The sequence below is a fragment of the Micrococcus lylae NBRC 15355 genome (genome assembly GCF_001570885.1).
GTDB classification, from domain to species: domain Bacteria; phylum Actinomycetota; class Actinomycetes; order Actinomycetales; family Micrococcaceae; genus Micrococcus; species Micrococcus lylae.
This window is the reverse complement of record NZ_BCSN01000053.1, coordinates 1-16,995: the sequence shown is the minus strand read 5'-3', so window position 1 is coordinate 16,995 and position 16,995 is coordinate 1. Positions and strand designations below refer to the sequence as shown.

The following is a 16,995-nucleotide window of genomic DNA, read 5'->3' as shown; positions in this document are numbered from 1 at the left end:
CCGTCGTGCCGGGAGGGGGCCCTCCGGGGTGTCAGTCGTCCTCGACGACGCGCGGGGGCTGGCCCGGAGCCACCGGACCCGGGGCGCCCTCGGGGCGGTCGATCATCGAGTGGGTCGGCAGGTCCTCCGGGTCGGACTCGCCGGCGGGGATCTTGCGGGCCTCCTCGAGGGTCTTCTCGTCCATCTGGTAGTCCATGAAGAACGGCGAGGCCTTGCCGATGACGTCCTGGTACGTGGAGGGATCCTTCAGGACGGTGTCCGCCAGGTGGTCGCGGGCCTCGGTGACGATCGTGGTGCTCTCGGCCACCGGGGAGTTCTCGATGGCGGTGAGGCCCTCGTTGGCGTCGCCGTAGCCCTCCATGGCGCCGAAGGTGATGGACACCATCTCGGTGCCGTCGTCACTGCAGGCCCAGCCGGTGCGCTGCGGCATCAGCGGGGCGCCGTCGGCGCCGCCCTTCATGCCCGGGCGCACGAGGGCCATGAGGCCCTTGCCGGTCTCCTCGTCGAACGTGTACTCGTCCGCGATGGCTGCGGGCTCCGGCTTGCACCAATCGAGGCGCTCGTCGTTGAGGTTGTGCTGGTAGCGGACCATGGCCATCGGCATGCCGTTCTCCGCACGGGTGGAGCTGGTGAAGGAGCAGCTCATGAACTCGAGGTTCTCGTCGCGGGAGGCGAAGAGCTGGGCGATGGACATGGCGGACGCGTTCGGGATGTGCGTGGCCACGGCGTCCAGGGTGCCCTGGTCCAGGACGTCGCGGGCGCAGTCCATCACGGACACGGTGTCCTGCTTGGCGGAGGCGATCGAGATCCAGCTGCCGGTGGCGGCGCCGTCGGTCACCCCGGGGCCGTCGGTCTCGAGCGCCTCACGGGGCTGCGGGCGGCGGGTGCCGGCGGCGGCGCTCGACGCGGCGGCCTCGGCCACCTGGGAGGCGGCCGCGGCGGTCGGGTCGAGGCTCTCGGACGGGCTCGGCTCGGAGGTCTCCTCGGTGCCGGAGGAGGGCGCATCGTTCGGGTCCTCCTGGTCTGCGACGCAGCCGGAGAGCACGAGTGCCAGCGCGGCGGCGCCTGCGCCCAGGGGCAGGAGGCGGCGTCGTGCGGCGGTCGAGGCCTTGGCCATGGAGAGCTCCTTCGAAGACAGTGGGCGGTGCCGGGAGGGCACATGCACAGACCCACGGTACCGGAGAAGCCTGGAAGCGGCCCGGGTCCGCCGGGCGAGCGTGGATACACTTTCGGAGAACCCCGCCGCCTGCTGACGTGCATCCCCGTATGTGCGGTGCGGGCGGACCCGCAGACAGCACAGGAGGAGATCGCCATGTCCGAGTCGCTGATCGGCAAGAACCTGATGGAGCCGCCGGCCACCCTGCTCCCGGAGGAGCCCGAGGTCCAGGCTCGCATCGAGGCCGGAGACCTGCCCGAGGACATCGTCCCGGTCGCCCCGGACTCCTCGCTCGTGTGGGCCATGATGGCCGAGGACGCCTGGAAGGAGGGCCGTACGGTCGACTCCTACGCGTACGCGCGGGTCGGCTACCACCGTGGCCTCGACGCCCTGCGCCGCTCCGGATGGCGCGGCGCCGGCCCGGTGCCCTACTCCCATGAGCCGAACCGTGGCTTCCTCCGCGCCCTCTACGCCCTCGGCCGGGCAGCCGCCGGCATCGGCGAGTCCGAGGAGGTCCAGCGCATCGGCACGTTCCTGAACGACTCGGACCCGTCGGCGAAGGAGCAGATCGAGAAGGCGCAGGGCTGACGCGCACGTGGCCAAGCTCTACTTCCGCTACGGGGCGATGAACTCCGGGAAGTCCACCGGCCTGCTGCAGGCCGCCTTCAACTACGAGGAACGGGGCCAGCGCGTTCTGTTGGCCAAGCCGCAGGTGGACACCAAGGGGGATGACGAGATCGTATCCCGCCTGGGCGTCTCCCGCCGCGTGGACTTCCGGATCCGCCCGGACGACGACGTGGTGCAGCTGTTCCGCGGCCACGCCTCCGGGGAGGATCCGGACGCCCTGGTGGACCGCCTGGACGGCGTCCCCCCGGTGGCGTGCCTGCTGGTGGACGAGGCCCAGTTCCTCACCCCGGGGCAGGTGGACGACCTGCTGCGGATCGCCGTGGAAGAGGGGGTGCCCGTGCTCGCCTACGGCATCCGCACCGACTTCCGCACCCATTCCTTCCCGGGCTCGGCACGGCTGATGGAGCTGGCGCATTCGCTGGAGGAGCTGAAGACCATCTGCCGGTGTGGGAAGAAGGCGCTCTTCAACACCCGCAAGGCCACCGACCCCGCCACGGGGGAGGAGCACTACATCTTCGAGGGGGACCAGGTGGCCATCGACGGCGTCGAGGTGACCTACGACTCCCTCTGCGGCGGCTGCTACCTGCGCGAGTCCGGCGGCCGGCTGGGCTGAGGCGGCGCTCTCTGCGCCGAGCCAGAAGAATCGGCTGCTTCGAGGCTCGGCGAAGGGGCCGATTCTTCTGGCTCGCGTGAGGCGGAGGCGCGTCTGACTCGCGCGAAGCGGAGGCGCGTGTTGTCAGGGAACTCCCAGTCCTGGTTCGGTCTTCGTACACCGGCGCTTCGTAGGCTGAAGCCGCCTCATCAAGGTGCGAGTGATGACGGGCGAGGGGCCCCGGAGTTGATCCGGGGCCCTTCGTCCTGTCCGGGCAGCGACGTTCAGCGCGGCCGGAAGTCGGTGCGCAGGGCCCGCTGGATCCGGACCACCCGCTCATCCGACCACTCCTGGCCCAGCACCGCGGCCCAGTAGGGCACGACCTCCTCGAAGTACTGGTGCCCGTGGCCGCCGTCGGTGGCGACGGACAGCGGCTGGTCCATGCCGACCTGCCAGAACGTGGCCCACGGCGTCCAGGTCAGGTTCGGGGAGACGTCCCGGCCCACCTTCTCCTCCATCCAGTCCGGCTCCGAGACCAGCAGGTCCGGGTCCCACCAGACGATTGGGTCCGAGGCGTGCTGGGCATAGACGACCCGGGGATGCTCCCACTCCGCGTAGGGGCCGCCGTAGTAGTCGTGGCCCAGCTCCTCGGGGCGGGTGACGAACCGGACGTGCCGCCCGTTGTCCACCACGGGAGCGATCTCCGGGCTGCCCGGCCGCCGCTGCTCCGTGAACTGCTGCCACAGCGGCGTGAACCGCGGGGTGCCGCTGAACACGGCGCCGTCGACGTCGGCCATGAGCTCCTCCGGGGAGTCGAACGCGCCCTGCATGCCGTAGGACCCCAGCGACTCGCCGCTGACCACCAGCAGCGGGCGACGGTCCTCGGGCAGCTCGAGCCAGGCGTCGTGGACGGCGTCGAAGAGCGCGCGGCCGGCCTCCGGAGGGGACTGCCGGTCGGAGACGTAGGCCAGGGCCGAGGAGAAGTAGGAGTACTGCAGGGACACCGTGGCGCAGTCCCCGCCGGCCAGATACTCGACGGCGCCGGCAGACCAGCCCTGCACGAAACCGGTGCCCGTCGTGGTGGTCACGTGCACGACGGACCGGTCGAAGGCGCCGGTGCGCTCCATCTCCGCCAGCACCGCATCGACGGCGTCCTGGATGCTGGGGTTGCCCTCCTTGCCGGCGTACAGGCGGATCGGCTCCTGAGCCGGCTGCCCGGTGATCTCTGCGATGCGCTCGCGACGGGCGCCGTCGGCGACGAACACCTGACCGTCCCGGCCGAGGCTCTCCCAGGACTGCGTGGACTGCGGCGACCCGGAGCGCTCGGGCTCGGCCGGCCGGGTGCGTCCGGGGGCGGTCTCGGCGTTGAGCTGCGCGGCGGAGGACAGGGCGGCGTTCATGCCCTGGCGGTACAGCACGCCCTCGGAGAGCCAGGTCACGGTGGTGAGCACGACGACGGTGGCCGCCGCCGTCGCCAGGACCCCGGGCAGGAAACGGCGAGCCAGGTGGCGGACTTTCCACCAGGCCAGCGCCAGCAGACGGACGAGCAGCAGCACCACCCCGGCCAGCGCGAGCCCCGCGGCCACGCCCGCCAGCTGCGATCCGGCCCCGTTGCTGCGCAGACCCACCAGCTCGGCGGTGAGCTCCTGTTCGCGCAGGCTCCACACCCAGATGGCGACGGTGACCGCCGTGAGCAGTACCGTCCAGCCGAGGCGGAGGAGCCAGTCCGAGAGCGGCGGCAGGGTGATGCGCAGACCGATGCGGCGGGCGATCCACGCGCTCGCCCGGCCCACGAGGTCGCCGACCAGGTAGCCGAGCACGGAGCTCAGCCCCACCGCGACGGCCGTCATCCACCAGGTGCGGGGCAACAGACTGGGACTCAGGGACACCCAGAGCATCACGAGGGCGAGGGTCATGCCCGGCTGGGACAGACGCAGCAGGAAGCGCTGCCGTCGGTCCAGGACCTTCAGGGGGCCCACCGGGTACACCACGTCCGGGGCGTCCGGCGCGGGCGGGCGCCACCACGGGCGAGAGCCGCCGATGATGCGGTGGCTGCCGACGGCGGCGTGACGACCGTGCCGGGCCGCCGTCGAACCCGTGCCGGACGGGGGCAACTCGGCCGGAGCGTCGGAGGGCGGATCGGTCGGGGCGGCGGCCACGGCGCCAGGCTAACGACGTCGTCCCGCCGCGGCCAGTGCTGGGCGGCTCCGTCCCGGGACGGGCGTTGCGGAGGCCGTCGGAGATGGGGCCGAGTGGCTGTGGAGCACGGTGCGTGGCACGTGATCAGCGCGCCTGGATGGAAGGAGGATGGATGAGTGAGCAGGGCATGGAGCGGGTGTCGCTCAATGATGTGCAGTTCCCTGTGCGGGTGCTTCCTGCGCGAGTCCGGCGGTCGGCTGGGCTGAGGCGGCGCTCTCTGCGCCGAGCCAGAAGAATCGGCTGCTTCGAGGCTTGGCGAAGGGGCCGATTCTTGTGGCTCGCGTGAAGCGGAGGGGCGTGTTGCCAGGGAATTCCCAGTCCTGGTTCGGCCTCCGTACACCGGCGGTTCGTAGGCTGAAGCCACCTCATCAAGGTGCGAGTGATGACGGGCGAGGGGCCTCGGAGCTGATCCGGGGCCCCTTGTCTTGTCCGGTTCCGTGCGGTGAGGTCAGGGTCCCGCGTGGGACTGTCAGGGGTGTGGTCAGTGTGGGCGGAAGGGTGATGCGCCTTCGGGGCCGGTGGGTGCGGGGGTCTGGGTGGACTCCGGTAGGGGGCCGGGCTGGCCGGTGTAGTCCTCGAGACTGTCGGTGTCGGCGTAGCCGTCACCCACGGCGCCGTACTGCGGGTCCAGTTCGGAGCGGACCATCTCGTGGCCGTCGGGCATGTCGCGGCAGATCCCGCGGACGTGGTTGATGACGATCAGTGTCCCGTCGCGGTCTTCGTCGAGCAGGACGGTCATGACCATGTTCTGTCCGTCGTGCTTGCCGCCGAGCAGGCGGGTTCCGTCGAAGTTGCCTTCGGCGTCGACGTCGGCGGGGTCCTCGGCCAGGGTCCAGCCCTGTTTCTTGGCTTGGGTGCGGATGTGGTCGGCGACCTTGTGGGCGGTGTCCTCGGAGTCGACGGCGACTTCGGCGTCGGCGATCCAGGAGGTGTTGTCGGCGGCGCTGCGGTCGCCGGGCAGTGCGCCGGTGCAGGTCCTTTCGCGCAAGTGGGTCACCGATTCCGCACCCATGGCGCGGGCGATGTCGGGGAAGGTCTTTTCCAAGAACTCCCCGTCGGCGGTGGAGCGGTCTGCGTTGTGCTGCAGGTCGGCGGGGGAGAGTCCCGAGGTGCAACCGACCAGGAGAGTGAGTGCGCTGGTCAGGGCGACGGCGAGGGTCACTGAGCTGCGGCGGTTGCGGGTCATGATGGCCAGTGTGTCAGGGGTGTGGTCAGTGTGGGCGGAAGGGTGATGCGCCTTCGGGGCCGGTGGGTGCCGGGGTCTGGGTGGACTCCGGCAGGGGGCCGGGCCGGCCGGTGTAGTCCTCGAGACTGTCGGTGTCGGCGTAGCCGTCACCCACGGCGCCGTACTGCGGGTCCAGTTCGGAGCGGACCATCTCGTGGCCGTCGGGCATGTCGCGGCAGATCCCGCGGACGTGGTTGATGACGATCAGTGTCCCGTCGCGGTCTTCGTCGAGCAGGACGGTCATGACCATGTTCCGTCCGTCGTGCTTGCCGCCGAGCAGGCGGGTTCCGTCGAAGTTGCCTTCGGCGTCGACGTCGGCGGGGTCCTCGGCCAGGGTCCAGCCCTGTTTCTTGGCTTGGGCGCGGATGTGGTCGGCGACCTCGTGGGCGGTGCCCTCGGAGTCGACGGCGACCACGGCGCGGGCCATCCAGGAGGTGTTGTCGGCGGCGCTGCGGTCGCCGGGCAGTGCGCCGGTGCAGGTCCTTTCGCGCAAGTGGGTCACCGATTCCGCACCCATGGCGCGGGCGATGTCGGGGAAGGTCTTGTCCAAGAACTCCCCGTCGGCGGTGGACAGGGCCTCGGCCTCGGCGGACTGTGAAGCGGTCACGTCTTCTCCTGGGTCGGGTGCACACGAGCTGAGAGCCACCAAGGTCACCCCTGCCGCGATGGCCCGTATGGAAGCGGATCGGAATGTCAACGGATCACCTCGTCGTAGGGGCGCTTGAATTCGTCGAAGCCATCGCTTTCGGTGATCTCGGGGTGGTCGTCCAACCCGTCGATGAGCACCGGAGCCTTGGGATTCGCGCTGTAGTCGAGCCGGTCAGGCAGCTCGGGGACGAGCTCATCCTCGTAGATGAAGGCCTCGATGTTGGCGCGTGAAGTGGTGTCGACATTCCACAAGTCACTGTGTCCTCCGGCGGGCCCGTCCCCGACGCGGATTGGGTTCTCTGGAGTCGACCCCTTGGCGTAACCGGTCTCGAGCCGGGGAGCGTCCATAAGCCTTGTGGGGTCGCCTCCCACGAGGAAGTTCGGACCGTGGTGACTGCCTCCCAAACGCTGGGAGTACTTGATCGGGTCCTCCCGGGTCTGGAGCACTGCGCGGTCGGCATTCGGATTGACCGTGTCCTCCGGCGAGCCCACATTGTGCCCTGTCCCGGCCGGCGCCAGGTAGAGGAACTTGCCCGTCGTCATCCCATGGTCCCGACGCTCAGCCGTGCCCGCCAGGGGCGCGCCCGCGGAATGTGCCAGCGTCGTCTGCGTCGCCTGCGAGTTCTCCAGGTCGACACCCTGGTCGAACGCGGAAAGCAGGGGCGCGCCCGTCTCGCTGTAGCGGGCGGTCATGTTGTCCGTGACCACGGAGGGGCCGTCGTTCTCACCGGTTCGGGGATCGAACCGTCCCGAGAAGTCCGTGCCGGCCCAGTAGAAGTTCACAGTGTCAGACCGAGGGCCGCCGACCATGTTCTGCATCGCCTCGTTGTAGCCGCGGACACTCTCCATGGAGGTGTACGTGCCGGGTACGAACATATTGATGTGCCTAGTCTCGTCCGTGAATGTCCCCTGCATGGTGACGATCTGACCGTTGCCGGACGGATCGACATACACCGTGCGATACATCGCCACCTCATCGCTGTCCGGCGCTGCGCTCTGCTGGTACTGCTGCCAGGCATTGGCAAGTCCATATCGATTCTGCTTCAGCTCGACACCCTCAAGCAGCCACTTGTCCTTGGCACGTTGCCGGTCCTCTTCTTTGCCGTGCTCGGGCAGGTACGGGGCCTTGGGGTGCCCCCAGGGATTCCCGTCGCTCTTGCTGTAGTCCGGAATGCGCGCCTCCCATGTGGTCTGGCCCGCGCGGGTGCGGATCTTCTCCTCGACAATCTCAGCGCTGCCGCGCACGTTGACCGCGCCGATCTGGGCGCGCTGCTCCATGGGCACCCCGTTCATGTTGCCGAACACGATGGGGTAGGTGAACAGGAGGTAGGCCTGTTCCTCAGGGGTCAGACGGTCCCATTCGGCACGAACCGCCTTCACAGCGCCGCGATTCGACTTCGGGTCCATGTTCTCCGGACCGTGCACGAACGGGGCCATCCGCTCCTCCGGGCTGTCCGGCGCCGGGCGGGCCGGGAACGGGTTCTTCACGAGGTCCCAGGCCACCTCACGATGCTTGGCCAGCCACGTGATGTACTCATCGGATCCGAGGAACGTCCGTGCCTGGCCGGGATTCTGCTTCACCCAGTTCAGGAACTCCGTGGCGTCGAGGTGGCGGACTTCCTCAGCAGCCTGCTTCGTCTCCGCAGCGATCCATGCGGGGTGGTGGACGCGCATCCCCGTGTCGAGCGAGTCCTGCAAGGCGCTCCAGTCCAAGGTCAGGCCGACGCCCTGCCAGTCGCCGGGAAGCCCGTCATTCTCTCCGCCATGGATCGTCCGAAGGGCCGAGGCGTACTCGTCCTGCACCTGCATCCACTCGCTGCACAGTTGGTCGACGTCCGAATTGAAGGCGTGGACCTCCATCGTGACCCTCATGATGCGCAAGGTGTCCTCGGACGCCAGCGCCGCGAGACGCTCGGCCTCGAGCACTCCGCGGCGATCACGTAGGACCGCGGCCAGTGCTTGGACCACTGTTGCGGCATCGGCGAAGTCGTCCGTGCAGTCAGCGGCGTGCACGAGGGCTTGGCGCCACTCGTCCAAAGGGCGGTCGACGAGGTCCAAGCCATGCCACACAGCCTCCTGCGTGCCTTCGTGGTGGTAGGAGTCGCGAAGGCGCTTCCAGGCCGAGCTCGCGTCGTCGTAGTCGTCTGTCGCCCGGCGTACGCCGTCGCGCACCGTGCGTGCCCCGTCGCGGAGCACCTCGCCATCGACCTCGATGCGCGGGACGTCGACGGGAAGGGGGATGTTCATGAGTCGGAGAACCCTTCGGTCACACGTGCCGCCTGCTCACGGGTCACGGTCTGCTCGGTCTTCGAGTCCATGTCACGGTCCATCCGGACGAACGCCGCCGCGGCTTGCGCGACCTGCCACGTCTGATAGTGGACTGTTGCGGCTGCATTGCAGCCGAGGGCGTCGCGGGCGCCCCAGAACGCGGCAAAGGCGGAATGCGCCGTCGTCGCCGTTCCGAAGCCGCTCTCGATCCTCTGGCCGCCGTCGCGGACAGAACGGGCCGTCTCGTCCAGGTCTCGTCCTGCACGAGCGGTCTCCGTCAACGCTTCGTGCACGTCCCACGGGACGATCTCCACCTTCACCATCGGGCTCTCCCCCTTGCCCTCTTGTGTTCTCCCTTGCCCCACTGTGGCGTTCGCGCTCAGTGCGGGTCAAGCTATTGTGCCCCGCCCAGTCACTGATCGGTGTTGCCCGCAGGCGTCCCGTCGGAATTGTCCGACTCGTGGCCCATGAAGGTCTGTACCGTCTCGTGGTGCCCGGAGGAGCCCACCAGCAGTCCGCGGCCGGGAGGCAGGCGACGCGGACGCAGCCCGTCCACGAGCACGCCCTCGGAGCGGTCGCCGCTGAGCATGAGGGTCACGGCCTCGCTGGCCAGCAGCGAGGTGATGAACCGCTCGTATAGGGCACGCGAGGCGCCCTTCATGCGGCGGGAGACGAAGACGTTGAGGTTCAGCTCGGCGGACATCGGCAGGTATGGGATGAGCGGTGCCAGCGGGGACTCGCCCCCCACGGTGAGCACGTCGTAATCGTCCACCAGCACCACGATCCGTGCTTTGCGCATGGGGGAGTCGTCTGCGGGGTCCTTGGACTGCCTCTTCTGGAGCTCGGTCACGAGGGCGCGGGTGAGATTGACAGCCACGGTCGCGTTGCCGGCGTAGCCGGCGACATAGTCGTCCGGGACGGCGCCCTTGAGCTCGCCGCGCGGGTCGTACACCACCGCCATCATCTCGGTGTCTGCGTGGGTCTGGCACAGGTGAGAGGCCAGTTGGCGAAGCATGGAGCTGCGCCCGGTCTGGGCGTCGCCGAAGGCGAGCAGATGGCGCTCGCGCCCGTCGATCGCCAGGGACCGCACGGAGAGGTCGTCTTCGAGCAGGCCCAGGGGCAGCTGCTCGGGACGCTCCAGCTGCGCCAGCGGCGGCCGCACGGCCTCGGTGGGCAGCACGCGGACCGCCATGGCGCGGCCGCGCACGGAGGCGGCGACGCGTTCGGCGAGGGCGGTGAGGCCCTCGGTGACCGTGGCGGCGTCGGCGTCGCCGTCGATGCGGGGCAGGGCGACCTGGCCGTGTAGACGGTTCATCGAGATGCCGCGTCCCGGTGTGTTCTCGCGGACCTTCTCCGCCACCTTGCGGTCGATCGCAGAGTCCGTGGGCGAGGGCAGGTGCAGTTCCACACGGTGGGAGAAATAGGACTGCTGGGTGGAGCGGACCTCGTTCTGACGTGACACGGCAGTGATCACGTGGATGCCGTAGGCGGCTCCTCGCCCGATCAGCCCGTTGAGCACGGGGGTGAGCTCGGAGAACTCCTCGTTGACCAGACCGTAGCCGTCGAGCACCAGGAAGATGTCCGCGCTCGCCAGCTGCGGCAGGGATCCGTCCGCATGACGACGACGGAGAGTGACCATGGAGTCGATGCCCTCGGCCTCGAACAGTCTCTCGCGCAGGGTGAGCATGCCGGAGAGCTCCCGCAGGGTGCGGGTGACCATCTCCTTGTTCGTGCGGATGGCCACGCCGCCCACATGGGGCAGCCCCTGCAGGGGCAACAGGCCGGAGCCGAGCAGGTCCACGCAGTAGATGCCCACCTGTTGTGGTGTGTGGGTGAGGGCCAGTGAGGAGACGATGGTCTGCAGGAGGGTGGTCTTGCCGGTCCGTGGCCCGCCCTGGACGATCAGGTGGCCGGAGCCTGCGGTGAAGTCCAGCGTCCAGAGGCCCTGCCACTGCTGCTCCGGGTCGTCCACCAGGCCGATCGGCACCTCGAGGGGCTCCTGGGCAGCGAGCCGCAGCCCGTGGTCCGTCTCTGTGACCTCGCCGACGGCCTGATCCAGTGTGAGGGTTTCGGGCAGCGGGGGCAGCCAGAGCGGCTCCACGGGTGAGGGCACCTCACGGAGCCTGTCCATGAGTGACTCCATGATGGTCGGCGCGGGATCGCCCTGGCGCTCCGTCTCCGGTTCCGCGTCCGCCGCGCGACCGACTGACAGCTCCGGCTCCTCCTCCTGGGTGGGTTCTGCGAGGTCGGGCCCGTAGGCCGGCACCGGAAGGGCGGGCGGGACCTCATCGACGACGGTCTGGGCTCTCGCATGGTGTTCACGGGCCTCGGCCTCGTCCTCCAGCGGAGAGGAGACGTAGCCGGAACGGAACCGCGAGTACACGGAGGTGTCCACCCTGAGGTAGCCGAAGCCGGGCAACGGGGGCAGGTGGAAGGCGTCGGGGGTGTCCAGCACGGTGCGGGACTCGGACTCGGAGAGGGTGCGCAGGCCGAGGCGGTAGGACAGGTACGTCTCGAGGCCGCGGAGCTTGCCGGACTCGATGCGCTGAGAGGACAGCAGCAGGTGGACGCCGATGGACCGGCCGATGCGGCCGATGGACAGGAACAGGTCGATGAAGTCCGGCCGGGCGGTGAGCAGCTCGCCGAACTCGTCGATGATCACGATCAGGTGGGGCAGTGGCTCCACGCTGCGCCCCTGGGCCGTCTCACGGTCCCGATAGGCCTGGTAGTCCGTGATGTTGGCGAGGTTGCCGGCCGACTTCAGCACCTCCTGACGGCGGAGGATCTCCCCGCTGAGGGAGGCGTAGACACGTTCGACGAGCGAGAGGTCGTCGGAGAGGTTCGTGATGATGCCGGTCACGTGGGGTGCCCCGTGGAAGGGGGCGAAGGTGGCGCCGCCCTTGAAGTCCACGAGCAGCATGGACATCTTCTCGGGGGCGTGGGAGGCCAGGAGGGCGAACACCAGGGCGCGGAGCAGCTCTGACTTGCCCGAGCCCGTGGCGCCGACGCACAGGCCGTGCGGTCCCATGCCGAGCTGGGCGGCCTCCTTGAGGTCGAGGTAGACGGGGTCGCCGCGGTCATCCTCGCCGATGGGGACGCGCAGGAACTCGTCCTGGCCGCGGGGACGCCACTGATGCCGGATCTCCTCGAGAGTGAGGTCGGGGGAGAGGCCCAGCATCTGCAGGAAGGTCTGTGTGGACGAGCGGTCGTCCTCCGCGTGCTCGAGAGAGTCGGCGCTGAGCCGCAGCGGGGAGAGGTCGACGGCGAGTCCGAGCGCGGTCTGGTCGTCGAAGGTGTCCAACTGTCCGTGGGAGACGGTCGGGCGTCCGCTGTCCTGCCGGGCGTCGTCGATCCGGAACTCGGGGCGGCCGGTGATGTCGGCGACGCCGGTCTCGGTCAGGCGCAGCCGCACGTCGGAGGGCTCGTCGAGACGGTCCTGCACCAGAGTGAGCAGGGTGATGCCGCGGGCGCTGAGCGGCAGGTGACTGCCTTCGATGGGCAGCCCTGAGGCGTGCTCTCCGAAGGAGTCCACGACGACGAGCAGGCGGGACAGCTCCGGTGCGGCACGGCCACTGCGGGTGGAGGCGCGCAGCGTCTCCGCGGCGATGCCGGCCCGGCGGGTGAGGTCGGCGCGCAGCATCCGCATGAGCCCGTCCACGTCTTCGCTGACGAGGCTCCGCTCTCCGGTGGGTGACCCGGGGTCGACGACGCGTGCGTGAGGCAGGCGGTCGAACCACTCCCAGTCTTCTCGGCGGTCACGGGGGACGAGGAGGGCGACGACGAGGTCCTCGGGAGCCTGCTGAGCGCAGGCGCCCAGCACGAGTGAACGGGCGGCCGTGAGACCGAACTCGCGGGTGCCGACGACGGCCAGGTTGCCGAGCGAGTCGAGGGGGATGGTGACGGGCATGCCGTCGGTGGTGCTGAACCGTCGGGCCAGGGCCTCCGCCTGGTTGAGCATGAACTCGTTCTGCACTTGGGTGGCGCTGTCCTGCACGGCGACGCGCAGCGAGCGGATGGGCCGCGCTCCGAGGCCGATCCGGGTCTGCAGGAAGTCCTCGTCGGTGCGGCGCCGCTCCCAGAGCCGGTCCGGGCGGCGGATGACGTCGATCAGCGCCTGCGGGGGTGGCGAGGCGGCGGCAGCGACGTGGCGGGCCTCGTCGTCCTCCGCGATGAGCCGCCGGCGGGTGCGGTCCAGGTAGCGGGTGTACGTGTCCTGCAGGGTGGCGCGGCGGCGCCGTTCCTTACCGGCCTGGGAGGCGTAGAGGAACAGCATAGCGGTCAGCGTGGCGACCATGGCCAGGGCCCCGACGGCGGCGAAGGGCGACTGACGGAAGGCCATCATCGTGAGCATGGAGGCTGCGGCGGCGACCATGGGCACGATCATCAGCAGGTTGGGACCCGACCCCTGGTCCGTCGCGGGGTCGACGGGCTGCGGGCCGGTGATCGTGTCGTCCGGCAGGGCGCGTTCCGGGGGGACGGTGCGCCCGGGGCGGTGCACCAGGCGGCGGGTCATGCGGTGCGCTCCCTACCGGTGGCGCGTTCCAGGAGGTCTGCGGCGATCTCGGCTGCCACCCGGCGGGTACGGGGCAGCATGAGGCGCGGGGTAATGGAGACGCCGCCGGCCAGGTGCCGGTCGAAGGGCACGTGGTGTGCGGGGAAGCCCCGGCGGCGCAGGGCGGTGACCGCCTCCTTCACGCTCGCGTTGCCGTTCCTCCGGGTCTCCACCACCGCGATCACGACGGGGGGCTCCGGGCTACGCCGCTGCTGCTGGTCCGTGGCGAGGAGGAGGCCGAGGGTCTCGTCCACCGCGAGGGCGTCGGCGGGCAGCACGTGGAGCAGGCAGTGGGAGGACTCGACCGCGGCACGGGTCTCCATGGGGAGGTAACCGGCGGCACAGTCTGTGAGGGTGACGGGGAAGAACCGGGAGAACCCCGCGAGCAGGTCACGGACCTCGGCGCTGCCCAGGAAGGCGGTGGCGCTGCGTGCAGCGGTGTGGTGCACCCGGTGCGGGGAGAGCTCGAGGGGGGCGAGGAAGTCGTCGGCCCCACCGGTGCCGTGCTCGCGGATATGGCGTGCCACGCGGTCGGCGGTGGAGGCGGGGTCGCCGTCATCGTGGACGGTGAGCGGGCCTAGGCGGAGGCGGAGTGCGCCGTGCCCGGGGTCCAGGTCCACGGCGCCGATGGGCTCGAGGCGGAAGCGTCCGAACGTCTGGGCGAGCACGGCGGTGAGCGTGGTGCGGCCGGCGCCGCCGCGTGAGGAGGTGACGGCGATCCGACGTCCGGTGCCGACCGGAGCCTGCAGGCGGACGGCGGCTTCTTCAAGGCGGCGCAGGTCGGTGCTGCGGTGGATCGAGTGCCAGAGCGCCCGCGGCAGAGACTGGAGCGGACCGAGGGCGGCGCGGCCGTGGAGGCGTCGATCGGCCTGCAGGGCGAAGGAGGGGGTGCGGTTTTCCGTCTCGGTGGACATCAGAAGGTCTCCAGCATGGCCGAGTACAGGCCGGCATAGCCGACCAGCAGCGGGACGAGGGCGATGACCGCGAGGGTCTCCAGGACGTGGCCGGCGCGGCGGGCGCGGGCGTCCAGGTGCGGTGGCGGGGTCACCACCTGCAGCGCGAGCAGGGCGGCGGCGACGATGGCGAGGACCACCATCAGGGGGAAGGCGAGTGAGGGCCAGGCCGCGGAGGCAAGGCGGACGGTGCACCAGAGCCCCCACGCGGTGACGAGGTGCAGCAGACCCCGCTGGACGGTGAGCGGGAAGGCCCGGGCCCGCAGCCAGACGGCAAGGGTGAGGACCGCGATGAAGGGGACGGAGAACGCCGGGTGGGCCGTGTCCTCGGCGACGAGCCAGAGGGAGAGGCCGAGTGAGAGGGCGCAGAGACCGACACCGAGGGCCATCCCGCGGTGGGCTGCGGCCACGGCGGCGACGACGTCGGTGCGCAGCAGCCGTGCTCCGGCGGACTCCAGGTCGTCGAGGCCGGCGAGTCCAGCCTGGGACGCGGCGGCCTGGGCGAGGACCGCGAGCACGAGGAGGGCGACGACGCCGGTGAGGGCACCGACCGTCACGGATTCGGTGGCGGGGCGGTCGCCGATGAGCCAGCCGGCGACGGTAGGCCCGGCCGCCCAGGCGGCGGCGAGGACGGCGGCGACCGTGGCGCCGAGAGTGAAGGCCCGCCGGTGGCCGCTGACCAGCCCGGTAAGCAGCAGCAGCGGGATGGTGGCGCACGCGGCCAGCAGCAGCGCGGTGGGCAGGTCCGTCTGCTGGACGGCCATGAGCCACCAGTGGCCGTCAATTGCGATGGCGGTGCCGGTAGCCAGCAGGGTCAGGGCGGCCGCGCGCTGCCGGGTCCAGACGGCGGCGGCGAGGGCGGTGAGCAGCAGGAAGGCGGCGAGGCCGAGCCGGAGCAGCGCGGATTGGTCGTCGGGCAGGCCGGTGGTGAGGCGAGTCGCTGCCCACCAGCCGAGGGCGGTGGCGACGACCCCCTGCGCGGCCTGGCGGGGGCGGTGTCCCCATCGTCCACGGGAGTCGGTCTCGGCCGCCACCGTGTCGTGGAGATCGTAGACCACCGGGGCGTCCGGGGCGGTGGTGGTGGACGCGATGCGGAGGGTCTCGCCGTCCAGCACGCCGGCGTCTTCGAGGGTGTCGGCGGGCTCGAGCTGATGTCCGGAGCTGCGGTAGAGGCCTCGCACTTGAGGAGAGCGGGAGGGCTCTTCGGCCAGCAGGGTGAGGAGCTGGGGGATAAGGGTCCCCACAGGGGTCTGCGAGGGCAGCAGGACGTCGGCGTGGCGGCGGGACCCGATCAGCGTGACGCGCGAGTAGCGGTCGGTCATCGGGTGGTCACCTGCCGATCCTGGTCGAGTACTGGCTGGGGCGTTCACGTTCTTCCTGACGTTGCTGCTGCTCGATACGTTGCTGTTCCCTCTGCTGCTCCATCTCCTCGCGGTTGTCCAGCCATGCGGTGAGGATGGAGACCACGAGAGACATGAGCACACAGAAGGCGCAGATGACGGCGGCCAGGGCGGTGCCGAGCAGGACGAGCCGTCCACGACCGCGCCACCGCTGCTCGGTGGGATTGCTGCCGTAGGTGAGGGAGGTCAGCAGGCGCTGGCGGCGGACCGCGACGGCCTCGATGAGCTGTGCATCGTGGTCAAGGCTCATGCTGGATCCCCTTCTCCCGTCTCAAACACCGTCCCAGACTAGGGCTGTGGGCCGCGGCGACGGCGGCGGCACGGCCGAAGAGGTCACTTTCTCCGGATTTCACATGGATCCGTCCAAGGCAAACACTTTCTGACAGCTGTGCGCGGATGACGAGATGCCATGGCGATCAAGGAGTGCCGCCCGCTCTTGGTTGACAGCAGTGTGTGGATGTCGCAAGGGTGAGGAGCGCGAACGGGCCGAGGGGTCGCTACCTGGGCCCCTCGTGCAGTCCCGACGGCGCAGTGCGTCGGCAGGCGAGGACCGGGCCTGGCGCATCACGCGGGATGATGCAGATGACCAAAGGAGGAGAACGAACATGGGCTTTTCGCTCGAAATGACCGACATCAACGTCTTCCAGAAGGCGAACTCTGACAGCGCCGTGTCCGGCGAGGAGTTGCTGCAGGAGGTCGAGAACCTGCGGACGAGCGTCGAGGCGCTCCAGGAGACCTTCAAGGGTCAGGGCGCCGATTCGTACAAGAAGTTCATGGTGGCCGTGAACGACGCACAGAACAAGCTGTCCGACGCCCTCGGCAAGATCAACGTCGGCCAGGCCGACGTCTACCAGTCCTACCTGACGCAGGAGGATGAACAGGTCGCCACCGCCGAACCGGCCACCTCCGAGGCCGAGTCCTTCTCGTTCCCGCGCTGATCCAGCACTGCCGCACCCCATACTTCGGCCGCCTGAGCGCGGCCACGACGTCAAGGAGACTCTCATGACCATCCAGTACGACTCCGCTGCCGCCGCCAACTACGAGGACGAGGTCCTGCGCATCGCCAGCCGCATCGAGACGATCATCGGTGACCGCGAGCAGCAGAAGGCGTTCGTGGCGGACAACTACAAGTCCACGGACAACGACGCCGACTACGACGTGATCGAGCAGACTTGGCTGGATGCCGCCCAGACCGTGAAGGAGCTCGTGGATCGTGCGCGCACTCTCATGGAGGAGAACGACGACATCGCGGTGGGCGCCCACCAGCGCGCCAACGGTCATATTGCAGCGATGAAGGCCTGACGCCCTCGGGGCGACGCAAGCAGAACCACGGCGACGGCCCGCCTCTGCCGCCTGCCGGCGGCAGAGGCGGGCC

General features: G+C 69.8%; 14 protein-coding genes. 4 read left to right on the top strand and 10 right to left on the bottom strand.

Annotated elements, in window-relative coordinates:
- Positions 1-31 precede the first annotated feature (31 nt).
- A complete protein-coding gene (locus tag MLY01S_RS09900) occupies positions 32-1,117 on the bottom strand; it encodes a hypothetical protein (protein ID WP_067191643.1) in 1,086 nt (361 codons plus the stop codon).
- A 195-nt stretch (positions 1,118-1,312) separates the two neighbouring features.
- On the opposite strand from MLY01S_RS09900, the gene MLY01S_RS09895 reads away from it, so the two are divergent.
- Both MLY01S_RS09895 and MLY01S_RS09890 read left to right on the top strand, forming a co-directional pair.
- Positions 1,313-1,744, top strand: coding sequence for a DUF3151 domain-containing protein (locus MLY01S_RS09895; RefSeq protein ID WP_067191641.1), 432 nt, complete (start codon positions 1,313-1,315; stop codon positions 1,742-1,744).
- Positions 1,745-1,751: 7 nt separating this feature from the next.
- Positions 1,752-2,396 (top strand): thymidine kinase, encoded by a 645-nt coding sequence (locus tag MLY01S_RS09890; RefSeq protein ID WP_067191640.1) that lies wholly within the window; start codon positions 1,752-1,754, stop codon positions 2,394-2,396.
- 263 nt (positions 2,397-2,659) lie between these two features.
- Here MLY01S_RS09890 and MLY01S_RS09885 read toward each other — a convergent pair whose 3' ends face one another.
- From MLY01S_RS09885 to MLY01S_RS09845, 9 genes are all read right to left on the bottom strand, one after another.
- Positions 2,660-4,534 (bottom strand): alpha/beta hydrolase, encoded by a 1,875-nt coding sequence (locus tag MLY01S_RS09885; protein ID WP_067191638.1) that lies wholly within the window; start codon positions 4,532-4,534, stop codon positions 2,660-2,662.
- A 521-nt stretch (positions 4,535-5,055) separates the two neighbouring features.
- Positions 5,056-5,760: a hypothetical protein gene (locus MLY01S_RS09880; RefSeq protein WP_067191636.1), complete on the bottom strand. Its 705-nt coding sequence runs from the start codon at positions 5,758-5,760 to the stop codon at positions 5,056-5,058.
- Positions 5,761-5,785: 25 nt separating this feature from the next.
- Entirely contained in the window at positions 5,786-6,406 is a 621-nt protein-coding gene (locus MLY01S_RS09875; RefSeq protein WP_067191634.1) for a hypothetical protein, read from the bottom strand.
- Between the two features lie 86 nt (positions 6,407-6,492).
- Entirely contained in the window at positions 6,493-8,694 is a 2,202-nt protein-coding gene (locus MLY01S_RS09870) for a hypothetical protein (protein ID WP_067191633.1), read from the bottom strand.
- Positions 8,691-9,038 carry a hypothetical protein gene (locus tag MLY01S_RS09865; RefSeq protein ID WP_067191631.1) on the bottom strand — a complete coding sequence of 116 codons (348 nt, stop codon included), beginning with the start codon at positions 9,036-9,038 and terminating at the stop codon, positions 8,691-8,693. The genes MLY01S_RS09870 and MLY01S_RS09865 overlap by 4 nt, the downstream gene beginning before the upstream one ends.
- Before the next feature lie 89 nt (positions 9,039-9,127).
- Positions 9,128-13,228 carry a type VII secretion protein EccCa gene (gene eccCa / locus MLY01S_RS09860; RefSeq protein ID WP_067191629.1) on the bottom strand — a complete coding sequence of 1,367 codons (4,101 nt, stop codon included), beginning with the start codon at positions 13,226-13,228 and terminating at the stop codon, positions 9,128-9,130.
- Complete coding sequence (locus MLY01S_RS09855) at positions 13,225-14,181, bottom strand: hypothetical protein (RefSeq protein WP_067191628.1); 957 nt, start codon at positions 14,179-14,181, stop codon at positions 13,225-13,227. The genes eccCa and MLY01S_RS09855 overlap by 4 nt, the downstream gene beginning before the upstream one ends.
- Complete coding sequence (eccD, locus tag MLY01S_RS09850) at positions 14,181-15,542, bottom strand: type VII secretion integral membrane protein EccD (RefSeq protein WP_067191626.1); 1,362 nt, start codon at positions 15,540-15,542, stop codon at positions 14,181-14,183. Before eccD ends, MLY01S_RS09855 begins: the two co-directional genes overlap by 1 nt.
- Before the next feature lie 7 nt (positions 15,543-15,549).
- Positions 15,550-15,870: a hypothetical protein gene (locus tag MLY01S_RS09845; RefSeq protein ID WP_067191625.1), complete on the bottom strand. Its 321-nt coding sequence runs from the start codon at positions 15,868-15,870 to the stop codon at positions 15,550-15,552.
- 355 nt (positions 15,871-16,225) lie between these two features.
- On the opposite strand from MLY01S_RS09845, the gene MLY01S_RS12675 reads away from it, so the two are divergent.
- Together MLY01S_RS12675 and MLY01S_RS09835 are read left to right on the top strand one after the other, a co-directional pair.
- Positions 16,226-16,558, top strand: a complete 333-nt coding sequence (locus MLY01S_RS12675; protein ID WP_167635522.1) for a WXG100 family type VII secretion target — start codon at positions 16,226-16,228, stop codon at positions 16,556-16,558.
- Between the two features lie 64 nt (positions 16,559-16,622).
- On the top strand, positions 16,623-16,922 hold the full coding sequence (locus MLY01S_RS09835; RefSeq protein WP_067191622.1) for a hypothetical protein: 300 nt from the start codon (positions 16,623-16,625) through the stop codon (positions 16,920-16,922).
- The last annotated feature ends 73 nt before the right edge of the window (positions 16,923-16,995 follow it).

Bases quoted from the DNA above. Each gene is read 5' to 3' on its own strand.
- MLY01S_RS09900 (WP_067191643.1), bottom strand. From the start codon at position 1,117: ATGGCCAAGGCCTCGACCGCCGCACGACGCCGCCTCCTGCCCCTGGGC.
- MLY01S_RS09895 (WP_067191641.1), top strand. From the start codon at position 1,313: ATGTCCGAGTCGCTGATCGGCAAGAACCTGATGGAGCCGCCGGCCACC.
- MLY01S_RS09880 (WP_067191636.1), bottom strand. From the start codon at position 5,760: ATGACCCGCAACCGCCGCAGCTCAGTGACCCTCGCCGTCGCCCTGACC.
- MLY01S_RS09870 (WP_067191633.1), bottom strand. From the start codon at position 8,694: ATGAACATCCCCCTTCCCGTCGACGTCCCGCGCATCGAGGTCGATGGC.
- MLY01S_RS09865 (WP_067191631.1), bottom strand. From the start codon at position 9,038: ATGGTGAAGGTGGAGATCGTCCCGTGGGACGTGCACGAAGCGTTGACG.
- eccCa (WP_067191629.1), bottom strand. From the start codon at position 13,228: ATGACCCGCCGCCTGGTGCACCGCCCCGGGCGCACCGTCCCCCCGGAA.
- MLY01S_RS09855 (WP_067191628.1), bottom strand. From the start codon at position 14,181: ATGTCCACCGAGACGGAAAACCGCACCCCCTCCTTCGCCCTGCAGGCC.
- eccD (WP_067191626.1), bottom strand. From the start codon at position 15,542: ATGACCGACCGCTACTCGCGCGTCACGCTGATCGGGTCCCGCCGCCAC.
- MLY01S_RS09845 (WP_067191625.1), bottom strand. From the start codon at position 15,870: ATGAGCCTTGACCACGATGCACAGCTCATCGAGGCCGTCGCGGTCCGC.
- MLY01S_RS12675 (WP_167635522.1), top strand. From the start codon at position 16,226: ATGGGCTTTTCGCTCGAAATGACCGACATCAACGTCTTCCAGAAGGCG.
- MLY01S_RS09835 (WP_067191622.1), top strand. From the start codon at position 16,623: ATGACCATCCAGTACGACTCCGCTGCCGCCGCCAACTACGAGGACGAG.